The organism is Paenibacillus sp. EKM212P (genome assembly GCF_011066115.1).
GTDB classification, from domain to species: Bacteria; Bacillota; Bacilli; order Paenibacillales; family Paenibacillaceae; genus Paenibacillus; species Paenibacillus polymyxa_B.
In genome coordinates this window covers 1,269,082-1,280,676 of record NZ_JAAMNR010000001.1, presented here as the reverse complement: position 1 = coordinate 1,280,676, position 11,595 = coordinate 1,269,082, and the positions used below count along the sequence as shown (strand labels likewise).

General features: G+C 50.7%; 8 protein-coding genes. All 8 read left to right on the top strand.

Going from position 1 to position 11,595, the window contains the following annotated elements; all coding sequences use genetic code 11:
• The first annotated feature begins 42 nt into the window (after positions 1–42).
• The 8 genes from G9G54_RS06010 (at position 43) to G9G54_RS05975 (ending at position 11,312) form a co-directional block, all read left to right on the top strand.
• On the top strand, positions 43–930 hold the full coding sequence (locus G9G54_RS06010; protein ID WP_165176652.1) for a dihydrodipicolinate synthase family protein: 888 nt from the start codon (positions 43–45) through the stop codon (positions 928–930).
• A gap of 15 nt (positions 931–945) precedes the next feature.
• Positions 946–2,382: an aldehyde dehydrogenase family protein gene (locus tag G9G54_RS06005; protein ID WP_165176650.1), complete on the top strand. Its 1,437-nt coding sequence runs from the start codon at positions 946–948 to the stop codon at positions 2,380–2,382.
• A complete protein-coding gene (locus tag G9G54_RS06000) occupies positions 2,375–2,689 on the top strand; it encodes a (2Fe-2S)-binding protein (protein ID WP_165176649.1) in 315 nt (104 codons plus the stop codon). The genes G9G54_RS06005 and G9G54_RS06000 overlap by 8 nt, the downstream gene beginning before the upstream one ends.
• The gene (locus G9G54_RS05995) at positions 2,686–3,021 is read left to right on the top strand and encodes a (2Fe-2S)-binding protein (RefSeq protein ID WP_165176647.1); all 336 of its coding nucleotides are present in this window, start codon (positions 2,686–2,688) and stop codon (positions 3,019–3,021) included. The genes G9G54_RS06000 and G9G54_RS05995 overlap by 4 nt, the downstream gene beginning before the upstream one ends.
• A complete protein-coding gene (locus tag G9G54_RS05990) occupies positions 3,018–4,241 on the top strand; it encodes an NAD(P)/FAD-dependent oxidoreductase (protein ID WP_165176646.1) in 1,224 nt (407 codons plus the stop codon). Before G9G54_RS05995 ends, G9G54_RS05990 begins: the two co-directional genes overlap by 4 nt.
• 85 nt (positions 4,242–4,326) lie before the next feature.
• Positions 4,327–6,627, top strand: a complete 2,301-nt coding sequence (locus G9G54_RS05985) for a glycoside hydrolase family 127 protein (protein ID WP_165176762.1) — start codon at positions 4,327–4,329, stop codon at positions 6,625–6,627.
• Positions 6,628–7,064: 437 nt separating this feature from the next.
• On the top strand, positions 7,065–8,015 hold the full coding sequence (locus tag G9G54_RS05980; protein WP_165176644.1) for a copper amine oxidase N-terminal domain-containing protein: 951 nt from the start codon (positions 7,065–7,067) through the stop codon (positions 8,013–8,015).
• Positions 8,016–8,018: 3 nt separating this feature from the next.
• A complete protein-coding gene (locus G9G54_RS05975) occupies positions 8,019–11,312 on the top strand; it encodes a DUF5704 domain-containing protein (protein ID WP_165176643.1) in 3,294 nt (1,097 codons plus the stop codon).
• Positions 11,313–11,595 lie beyond the last annotated feature (283 nt).

Here is an 11,595-nt window from a genome sequence, read left to right as displayed (position 1 = left end):
TGCTGAATATGAAAATAAAGATGGGAAAGGGTTGGTAAGCATATGGCACGTTTTGAAGGTGTATATGTGGCCTTGGTTACACCGTTCACGGCAGAGCTGGAGGTAGACTATAAGCGTCTGACCGAGCTGTGCGAGCATCTGATTGCAAGCGGCATTAGCGGACTGGTTCCTACGGGATCGCTGGGAGAATATGCGGCTTTGTCCCCGGAGGAACGGTCGCAGGTTGTGCATACCGTAATTGACGCTGCGGCAGGGCGTGTCCCGGTTGTTGTCGGCTCGGCGGCTCCGTCCACCAAACAGGCGGTGCATTGGATTCAGCATGCGAAGGATGTTGGGGCTGCGGGTGTCATGGCACTGCCGCCCATTAATTACAATCCACTGCCTCACGAGGTAACGGCCCATTATGAAGCATTGTCGGAGGTAGGTTTGCCGATCATTGCGTACAACAACCCCCATGATTACAAGGTTGACTTGACTCCAGATTTTCTTGCGGACTTGTCGCGAATTGAAAATATCGTAGCAGTCAAGGAATTTTCCGGTGATGTACGGCGTATTCACGCTATTTTGGAACAGACAGAGCTGGAGGTCATGGTCGGAGTAGATAACCTGGCGATGGAGGGGGCATTATTCGGCGCAACAGGCTGGATTTCGGGGGTACCTAATGCGCTGCCCAAGGAAGGGGGAGAGCTGTTCCGACTTGCACAGGCGGGAAATATGGCAGAAGCGTCCGCGTTGTATCGCCGGCTGCTGCCGCTGTTCCACTATGATGCCAGCCCGCAATTGGTACAGTCCATCAAATATATGATGGAGCTGGCTGGATTTCCGGTCGGTCCGACACGTCCGCCCAGACTTGCGCTGCCGCAGGCGGATTATGACCGCATTCGCGAAGCATTTGAGGTGGCGGTTCGTCCAAGCGAAGTATCATCCTGAATGGAGGTGAAGACGATGGAGAGCCGAAATTGGATCGGCGGTGAGTGGCTGAGCCCTTCCGGCGAGGAAATGGTGGTTCACAATCCTTCGGCCTTGAAGGAGGAGGTGGGAGTCGTCCATTTTTCAGAAAAGGGCGATATTACACAGGCCGGGGATGCGGCACGGCTGGCTCAGACGGGCTGGGCCGCGCTAAGTCCCGCAGCGAGGGGAGCTTATCTGTTCAAAGCAGCCGGGTTACTAGAGGCAGCATTACCTGAATTGGCTGAGCTGGCTAGCCGTGAGATGGGCAAGCCGATTACCGAGATGCGCGGAGAGGTCATGCGAGGTGTCCATCTGCTCCGGTACTATGCGGCAGAGGGCGTACGTTCCATCGGTACAGTCATTCCTTCGAATGAGCCGGGAGTGCTCCAATACACGAAGCGCATTCCGCTGGGTGTAACGGCTGTCATTACGCCGTGGAATTTTCCGGTAGCTATTCCGCTATGGAAAATCGCCCCTGCACTCTTGTGCGGAAACACGGTCATCTGGAAGCCTGCCGAACATGCTTCATTAACTGCAGTACGGGTCGCCGAGCTATTCGAGGCGGTGCAGCTTCCGCCCGGTGTACTGAACTTAGTCATTGGGCAAGGTAACCGCATTGGCGATGCCTTACTGGAGCATCCGGTACTGGATGCGGTCAGCTTCACGGGTTCTACTGCTACAGGTTTGGGCATTGCGGGACGGTGCGCACGCCGTAATATCAAGTACCAGACCGAAATGGGCGGTAAAAATGCCGCTGTGGTGCTGAAGGACGCGGATGTAGCACAGGCGGTGGCGATGATTGCCAGCGGAGCTTTCCGTTCAGCCGGGCAAAAATGCACGGCCACCAGTCGGGTGATTGTGGAACAGTCTGTCTATGAGACGTTCACGGAAGCCTTACGCCAAGCGGTGGAAAAAATTCAGATCGCTCCGGCGCTTGACCCCAGTGCGTATCTTGGACCTGTGGCATCCGCAGGTCAGTATGAGAAGGTCATGTCCTATGTATCACTCGCCCGCCGGGAAGCCGACATTTTGGCTGAAGGCGGAGCCACCGCCGGGACGGAGAACGGGTATTATGTGCGCCCACTGGTGGTGACTGGACTTGATTCGTCCCATCCATTGATTCAGGAGGAGATTTTTGGACCCATGCTGGGTGTGGTGCAGGCAGTCGACTTCGAGGATGCGATTCGATTGTGCAATGATTCTATTTACGGGTTAAGCGCCTCTCTATTCACCCGCGATTTGCGGCTGGCTCATCGGTTTCTGGATGAGGCGAACGCTGGTATGGTCCGGGTTAATCAGGAGACGGCTGGTGTTGAATACCAGGCTCCGTTCGGCGGTCTGAAGCAATCCAGCTCACATACTCGGGAGCAGGGCCAGGCGGCGCTGGACTTTTATTCAGCGATTAAAACCTGCGCGATTAGCTATGAGTAAACGGGCGACGGGACGAAGTGAGACGATTGGGAGTGCATCAGGTCATTTGCTCGTATGTCGCTGCGAAGAAGTGAGTATCGCACAGATGGAGCAGGCCTGCCGCATGGGCGCGGACACCGTGCGCCAGCTTAAAATGACTACACGAGTGACGATGGGGGCATGTCAGGGCAGGGTATGCCGACAGTTGGTGGAGTCATGGTTTTACAATCAGGTTCCTGCCGCCCGCCGGGAGGCAGAGCTGTTATCCCAAAGGCCTCCCGTGCGTCCCGTAACGTTTGGGCAGCTGGCAGAGGGAGGTTCTTTATGAGCCACATGCGTATTGTAAATCATCCTATTTTGGGACCAAAGCCGGAACGGCGGCAGGTATCTTTTATTTTTGACGGTCGTCCCATGCAGGGATTGGCTGGAGAGCCATTGGCAGCAGCACTGCTGGCCAGCGGTGTCCGTTTGCTGAGAAGGCATGAGGAATCCGGTACGGCCAGAGGTGTATACTGCGCCATTGGGCATTGTAACGAATGCCGCCTGACGGTTCATCCGTTCGGTACCGTCCGTTCCTGCCTGACCAAGCTGGAGGAAGGTATGGTGGTGGAAACCGGACGGCAGCTTTCGAATGAAATCACAGGGAGAATTGTGACATGAATGAAATGGCGCATCTCATCGTCATTGGGGCGGGTCCCGCCGGATTGTCCGCAGCGGTATCGGCTGCTGAGCAAGGATTGCCAGTCACGGTACTGGATGAGTTTACAGAGCCGGGTGGACGCATGCCCGGGCAATATCATGAGGAAGGCAGTCAAGGCTGGTGGGTTGGAAAACACGTTTCGGATGAGTTGATTACCCGTTGCGTGGAGCTTGGGGTGGACATTCGCTGCGGCGTTTCCGTACATGGCATGGAATATACGACAACGTGGGAAATTTCCACTTCCTGTGGATTGTTCACTGCGGATTACGTATTGCTGGCGACTGGAGCTGCCGAAATTCCCGTTCCGCTGGATGGATGGACATTGCCAGGCGTAATGTCCATCGGGGCCGCGCAGGTAATGACCAACGTTCATTACGTCAAGCCGGGAGAGCGAGGCATCATCGTAGGCATGAACGTATTGTCGATGGCGATTGCTCGCGAGCTGTCCGTCGCCGGAGTGAAGGTGGCGGCGATTACACTGCCGTGCGCTAATCCGCTGGCTGGTGCGGCGGCAGATCCGACAGCCTCCGCGAAGCTGCTGCTTCAGCTGTCGGGGCTGGCCCCGGCCGCCTGGATGCGCGCCAGCGGCAAGCTGGCAGCTGCGATGCGGATGGAGAAACTCATCGCGTGCTGCTATCCCCACAGAGGTTTCCGTCTGTGGGATATCCCGATCCGGTTGCGGACGGCGGTGCTGTCCGTCAACGGGCAGGACCGGGTCGAATCCGTGACCCTGGTCCACGTTAAACCGGACGGCTCGCCTATTCCCGGCAGCGAACGCGTCGAACCCGTCGACTTCGTGGCGCTGAGCGGCGGCTTGTACCCGCTCGCTGAGCTGGCGGCGGTAGCCGGGTGCAAATTCGTGTACAGCCCTGAGCTAGGCGGGCATGTTCCACTGCATGGTGAGCGAATGGAAACCTCGCTCAAAGGGTTGTATGTTGCCGGCAATATTACCGGCATCGAAAGCGGGCTGGTCGCGATGGCCCAAGGTCGATTAGCCGCCGCTTCCATGCTCCATGCCGCTGGATTCGGCGGAACAGGCGGAGAACAGCGGGTGCAGGAGGCGATCCGTGAGGTCCATTTTGCACGAAAACATGCGCTGATTCAGTTTCATCCCGGCATTACAGAGGCGAGAACGCAGCTGTACCAGCAGTGGGGGCAAACCTCTGGCAGTGGCGCGTAACGGCTCGTTGTGTCTGATATGCGTTTTTTATCCCAAATTCGCCTTGAAGGAGGAACGGAAAGTGACTCTTAAAGCAAAAGCCCATATGAAAGCAAGGCCGTTCGCACTGAACGAGGTGGTATTGGTTGAAGGTCCCTTCAAACAGGCGATGGAGCTGAACCGATCTTATCTGTTGGAGCTTCAACCAGACCGCCTGCTGGCGCGTTTTCGGGAATATGCCGGACTTACGCCCAAAGCGCCTCCATATGAAGGCTGGGAAGCGATGACTATTTCCGGTCATACACTGGGACATTATTTGTCCGCTTGCTCCATGATGTATGCTTCAACAGGCGATGAGCGTTTTAAAGAAATCGCACATTACATTACGGATGAACTAGACGTTTGTCAGGCGGCGCATGGTGACGGATATGTATCCGGTATTCCAGGGGGAAAGGAACTTTTTGAAGAGGTGTCTGCTGGAAATATTCGCTCGAAGGGCTTTGACCTAAACGGTGCATGGGCCCCCTTGTATACACTACACAAGTTATTCGCTGGCCTGCGTGATGCGTATCATTTGACAGGCTGTGATAAGGCATTAGGTGTAGAACGCAAGCTGGCGGACTGGCTCGAAGGAATTTTGAAGCCGATGAGCGATGAGCAGATGCAGCAGATGATGTTTTGCGAATATGGGGGCATGAATGAGGTATTGGCAGACTTGTATGCGGATACCGGGGAAGAGCGCTACTTGTGGCTGGCTGAGTGCTTCTGGCACAAGCTGGTGCTAGACCCACTTAGCTCGCAGGAAGACTGTTTGCAGGGCATTCACGCCAATACACAGATTCCGAAGCTGATCGGGCTTGCCAAGGAATATGAGCTCACGAATGACACGAAACGCCGGGTAACGGTGGAGTTTTTTTGGGAGCGGGTGGTGGATCATCATTCGTATGTCATTGGCGGGAATAGTTTTGGAGAATATTTTGGAGCGCCAGATGGCTTGAATGATCGCATCGGGCCTCATACGACGGAGACGTGCAATACCTATAACATGCTTAAGCTGACCAATCATCTGTTTCAATGGAATGCTTCCGCCAAGGAAGCGGACTTTTATGAGCGAGGTCTATTCAATCATATTTTGGCCTCGCAGGACCCGGTTCACGGGGGCGTAACGTATTTTCTGTCGCTGGCGATGGGCGGACACAAGCATTTTGAAAGCAAATTTGATGATTTTACGTGCTGTGTCGGCACAGGGATGGAAAACCATGCGAGCTACGGCAGCGGCATTTATTTTCACGATCACGATAAGCTGTATGTCAATCAGTTCATTGCCTCCACGCTGGAATGGAAGGACAGAGGCGTTACGCTAAAACAAAACACTTCCTATCCAGATACGGATCATACGACGCTGGAGATTCAATGCGATCAACCAGCTCCATTTACGTTACTCATCCGCTATCCATATTGGGCTGAACAAGGAATTACCATTCGTGTAAATGGCAAGGAACAATCGGTCGTATCGGAACCGGGCAGCTTCATCTCTATCGCCAGAACGTGGGTTGACGGTGATGTTGTAGAGGTGACGATTCCGATGTCGCTGAGGCTGGAGCAGATGCCGGATAATCCGGGTCGGGCGGCTGTCATGTATGGACCGCTGGTGCTGGCAGGCGACCTGGGACCCTTAGAAGATCCTAAAACCAAGGAGTTTCTGTACACACCCGTATTCATTCCCCAAACGGAAAAGCTAGATGCCTGGATACAGCCCGTGGAAGGCAAGACGAATACGTTTTGTACCTTGAATGCAGGGCATCCCCGGGATGTGGAATTGTCTCCTCTGTATAAAATGCATGACCGTACGTATTCCGTATACTGGGACATTTTTACGAAGGAAGCTTGGCAGGAGGCGGAACAGGAATACACAGCGGCACGCGAAAAGCTGGCGATTCTGGAGCAGTGCACGATTGATTTTGCTCAACCCGGAGAAATGCAGCCAGAGCGGGATCATAACTTCCAGGGAGATGCTTCGACTCGCACCGGATATGTGAATAACCGACCTTACCGGAATGCGGGAATTGACGGCTGGTTTTCTTTTGATTTAAATACAGATCCATCTGCTCCGATGCTGTTGGTCATTACCTACACAGCTACGCTGGAAATGCCTAACTGCGGTTTTGATATTTTGATTAACGGTCATCTGCTTGAGCATTTTAGTGAAGGTTTTGATGAGGCTGATAAGTTTTACAACATTAATGCCGCTATTCCGGCTGCATATCTGGAGGGGAAGGATCAAGCGACGGTGACCTTCAAGGCCAAGCCGGGACAGCGTATTCGCAGATTGTTTGGGCTGAGGATGGTCAACAAGGACGTGTATGAGCAACTCTATCAAGCTGGAAGTTCAGGTATACATGAATGATCTTTGAAATGTTTCGTGAGAGAAAAGTAACGTTTGATTTTTAGTCCGGTATGATTTATGATGTAAGAAATATTGGATGATGCTGGAATAATCCATATGGTGGTATGAGCTGATACATTCATAGTTTTGTTGCGCGTGAAGCACACGGGCTGTTTCTTCCTTCATAGGGGAGAGGCAGCCCTTTTTTGTTGATATTTTGCGGAAATATAACTTTTTTAAAGAGTCAGTTCTATGAATTAGGGGGAGGGCTTGCTCAATAGAGTCTATTTGTTTGGAATGCTTTGTATTAGAAGTTTTTCTTATAGATTTTGTAATAGGGAAACCCTATAATATATAAGTTGTATCCAGTATTTTCCGAAAGTGGGGATGCGATAAGTTTATGAGATTAGAGATGATATACATAGTTTAAAGTTTAAGCTGACAAAGGGGATAGAGAGATGAGTATGAAAAAATGGATGTTGAGTTTGACCGCAGTCACGTTGCTATGGGGCGCGACAAGTACGATTCCAACGACGGAGGCGGCAAGCAGCACCAAACCCATTGAAGTCTTGTTAAACGCGAAAAAAATACAGTTTCCAGATGCTAAACCTTTTCAGGATAGTAACGATTATGTGATGGTTCCGATTCGTTTTGTATCCGAAGCGCTAGGGGCTAAGGTAGGCTGGGAGAAAACAGGCGGTCAATTGGCTGTATCGATTAAAAATGATGCACATGCCGTTAACATGACAGTGGGTCAAAACACCGCTACCGTGGATGGGCAGACCAAAACGTATGAGACAAAGATTATTTTGAAGCAAAACCGTACTTTTGTGCCGCTGCGGTTGGTAAGTGAGGGTCTGGGGCAAACGGTGGAGTGGGATAAGGTCAGCCGCTGGGTCTGGATTGGGAAGAAGGAAATTGCTGCGCTGGAGGATACGGGGCATCAGGCGGTGAGTATTGAGCCGTATAAGAAGGCGATTAGTACAATTCCCAACCTCATGAAGAACGTTGTTGATGGTACGACATACGAGAAAGTGGTTATTTTTAAACGATCTGATCTACCGATCAAGCTGCTTCGGGATATTTATTCGATTGAACCTTACACAACTCCTAAAGGTGTTCCTTACCTGCGGATGAGAGTAAAAACAAGCTCAAATACAGCAGGGAGTATTTTCTACCTGACCAAGAAGAAAGATGCGCATCTTCGCCCGCCATTGGACGAAATGACACAAGATAATGGAGATGGTACGAAAATGATATACTACAAAATATACTCTTATGCTGATGCTGATCTGTATGGAGAAAAGGACTATAAAACTTTTAAATTGCAGGACATTGAGTACATTGGATTCCGCTTGCAAGGCGATGGTTATATTCCGATGATGATCAACCCGTGGAAAGGTAATTAAGCCATGAAGAAGACGCAACGCATTCTGGCTGTATTGCTGGTGGGGGTACTGCTATTATTGCAGCTCCCACCTTTTTCTTTTCCAATCAACAAGGCAGCAGCAGATACGGAAGTTACGCCACTGTCCTATTTTGCAAGTAAAAATGAACGCTACTTTGTCGGGATGATGTACTTCGACATGTGGAAGAACACCGCGGGAACTTGGGTCACTGACGGGGGTAAACAGCCTGGAAAAGGAATGCACGGTGAGGCGAAGTTCACATACAAATTTAATTTTCCGGGTCGCAAGATCAAAAGCGTTGAAGCAAATTTGTACAATCCAGCAGCAGAGGCCAACAAAAACAATCCTTATTATAAAGATTATTTCTCAAAATCTCGATCTGATGATTACATTGAGTATGCAGACTATATAAGCGATGGCACTGAAGAAGATGACATCCGTCCTTTTCAGAAACAGGGAATTGGTACAGACACTACCATCATACCGATCATGGTGAATATTAGACTCAATGCGATAACCACGGAAAAAGATATTAAGGATGAATCCTGCCCGAATTGTGCTGCTAATGTAGAAGCGTACCGCATCTACCAGCCCATCCTGTTCAAGATCGAACTGGAGAGCAGTCTAATCGTCAAGCATTTTACAACTGATGGAAAATCACTTAACAACGTATTTACACCAATAGAAGATGAACTAAAAGCTGATCAACTGTATGATTTTACCCCGCCAACCAACCCGAAATATGAGTATGTGGGTTATAAGAAAAGCACGACCGGTAAACCGCCAAGCGGAGATATATTGCCGGGAATTGTACCCGGATTTACCTATGACGGTTCTTTTGAGCAGTTTACCGCTTATTTGTATTACAAAGAAACTCAGGGCTGTCCGAAGCCTGGAGAAAGCCAAGAGGGAGCACCCTCAGATTGCCAAGATAATGAACAGCCAACAAAAGGTGTTGTCTGCTCCCGCCCCGTTCCAGGTCTGCGCTTGGAAACTGCCGAACTGGACCCGACAGTATCTGCCGTTATCAAAGCAGACCAGCGTGGTAGCGAACAATTTGACGTATCCAAAGGTATTCCTACATCTGAAAGCCTATACGGTCATATGCAAGCGAAGAGATACCTTTTTCAACATAAGTTTGTGAACATGACAGGCCAGTGTACATATACGGTGAACGTAAAACGGGAATATCGATTGACCTGGCGGCCTAAGAAAAAATCTCGGCGGAGTGAGACCGTGAAGCGAACCTATACTTACCAAATCGTCCGTCCATACTCATATTGGACGATAGATAATTTGGAGGTGTACGGCATTAAGGAGGCTACGCTCCGAAATTATGCGTTACCTAATGAAACAATCACTTTGCGTCCGCAATCCTATACACCCCCTTCCTATATTGCAGCGACTCAGGGCAATTTTTATCCGCCCCCTGCACCCGGGACAGTGGATGGCGGTAGCCGTAGCAAAAACGGTGGCAGCAGCAAGCCGAGTGTACCTGATGACCGTAGTGCACTGAAATCCAAGGCAGAGGGGGCTGTTAAGGAAATCGAAGTGGAAAACGACACTCTAACCTTTGAAAACAAGATCATTATGAATCCGGAGCGCGTTAAGGTGAATGGCCCTAGGCCAGGCGTTATGCCCTCTTCCGGAGCGATTGGGCCGGATGTGCTGTACAGTCCGGATCATGTGATTGATAAGCATAAGATAAATAAGTCCAATACGCCCAGCAGCGGTGATATCACTTACGCCATTCTCAAAGGGAATATCAATGGAGGTACGGATAAAACGTTCCCGATACAGGGGATCAATACAGTGACTGTCCACACTCCCGTAGTGAATCTGTCTAGTGTGTCGGACGATGCTGCTCATAACCAGAAAACCAAACCTACGAAAGGACGATCCGCGCTTATTTTGGAGCGCCCTTTCCGGGTGACGATCTCGACAGCAGGCCCACATTTAAATATTCCTGGCTATGGTGATCGGGAGTATGCCAAATATGTACGAACCAAGCAGGTGCGATTTCCGTTCGATGTCTACGACAAAGGGAAGACGCAATTTTATCCGCGGGGTACCTGGATCGACATTCCGGTGCAGCAGCTCGACACAGACTTTTATTTGCCCGTATGGGTGGATGAAGGCAACTATACAGTTGAGTTCCGTACCATTGCCGAAAATGCACCGGACGGGTTCACCGAACAACGCCATGCCAACACGGATATCGCCCATCATGTTGCCAATGATGTGGTGAATATTGAGGTCATAGGACGGATGTACGATTTTCATATCACGGATATTGCCGATTACCATTGGGAGCGGGTGTTTCGGCAGCGAAAAGGAAGCTCGACGCATAGTGGCCTGTCCTATTGGACGGGGCTTGGCAATATTGACGGGTTGCCTAGAGGGAACCCGGAGCCATTCACCTTGCCTGTTCGTCCCGGCAGTCACCCATATGAAGGTTATGCAAATGTGGCGGTCAAGACAGGCTATCATTTCAAGTTTGACCTCAAGACCAAAGGCAATATGTTTAGCGCCAAGGACGGTATTCGCATCACGCCATCGTTCTATTGGGTGAGCAAAGATGGGCTACAGCGGGAAGAGGTAGATCTGTATACACATTCCGGCAGTCGAAAATTTATCCGTTTGGGATCGGCGGAGGATCGGGAAAAGCGCTATGTTATTTTGAATGAACGGCTACGCAATGTGCCGATGGAGGAAATGCAGGACGCGGCAGCCTACCAATACAAGCATGAGCTGAGTGAAGCACAGCAAAGCCAGTTGACACTGGAACGTTATGTTTCCCTGTATGCCCACCGTATTGCACGCAGCAAGACCTGGGTTGGACGCTACGACTGGCTGGTGCTGCCTGCGGCTGTGCGTACTTTAATCGGTCCAAAGACAGAACTGCCGGATGGGGTTAACGTAGATCGCGCTAATGCGTCGATTCAGCGCTGGTATGGTGAATATAGCCTGCCTGCTGATGTGTACGCAGTCACCAAAGGCACGGATTTGCGCGAGGTCAGTCGCCGTCAGGAGCTAAACGAGCATACAGATATATTCAAGAAAACGGGCTTTATCGTCGTCCGCTTTAATGTGGAGTCACTGCGTCAGGGGGACGCTGAGCATCCGCATTTACAGTATATAAATGGCCCGCTACTGAACCAGTGGCAACTGGAGGGTTACCGCCGAGAGATAAAAGACCCGTACGGGCATATCTTTCATTTACAGGACGGGGATGTAGTATTTTATCATGCGGATCAGTCAAGCAGGGACGATTTCAGTTCATTTGTCCCTCACTAGCTTGTAGTAACCAGGACGAATCCTAATCCATAGCTAGCGCGAACATACGAAAACGGACAATGGGAACAATCCACTGTCCGTTTTTTTATATTTCCTTTTGTGTTTTTGCAGTCCCCTGCCTTCATGGGGAGTTTGGCGGTGTTCAGCCCTTAACATGCCGTTTTCATACAGGCTTGGTGAGGGCTGTTTTATTTGGAATGAGTAAACAACACGGATTTGTGTAGAGAAATCCTCGGATATTTAAACGCGTTTGGGGGAACGGCAAAACTATAATAGTAAGGAA

What these genes read in the sequence shown, in the direction of transcription:
- G9G54_RS06010 (WP_165176652.1), top strand. Translation starts at nt 43, where the DNA reads ATGGCACGTTTTGAAGGTGTATATGTGGCCTTGGTTACACCGTTCACG.
- G9G54_RS06005 (WP_165176650.1), top strand. Translation starts at nt 946, where the DNA reads ATGGAGAGCCGAAATTGGATCGGCGGTGAGTGGCTGAGCCCTTCCGGC.
- G9G54_RS06000 (WP_165176649.1), top strand. Translation starts at nt 2,375, where the DNA reads ATGAGTAAACGGGCGACGGGACGAAGTGAGACGATTGGGAGTGCATCA.
- G9G54_RS05995 (WP_165176647.1), top strand. Translation starts at nt 2,686, where the DNA reads ATGAGCCACATGCGTATTGTAAATCATCCTATTTTGGGACCAAAGCCG.
- G9G54_RS05990 (WP_165176646.1), top strand. Translation starts at nt 3,018, where the DNA reads ATGAATGAAATGGCGCATCTCATCGTCATTGGGGCGGGTCCCGCCGGA.
- G9G54_RS05985 (WP_165176762.1), top strand. Translation starts at nt 4,327, where the DNA reads ATGAAAGCAAGGCCGTTCGCACTGAACGAGGTGGTATTGGTTGAAGGT.
- G9G54_RS05980 (WP_165176644.1), top strand. Translation starts at nt 7,065, where the DNA reads ATGAGTATGAAAAAATGGATGTTGAGTTTGACCGCAGTCACGTTGCTA.
- G9G54_RS05975 (WP_165176643.1), top strand. Translation starts at nt 8,019, where the DNA reads ATGAAGAAGACGCAACGCATTCTGGCTGTATTGCTGGTGGGGGTACTG.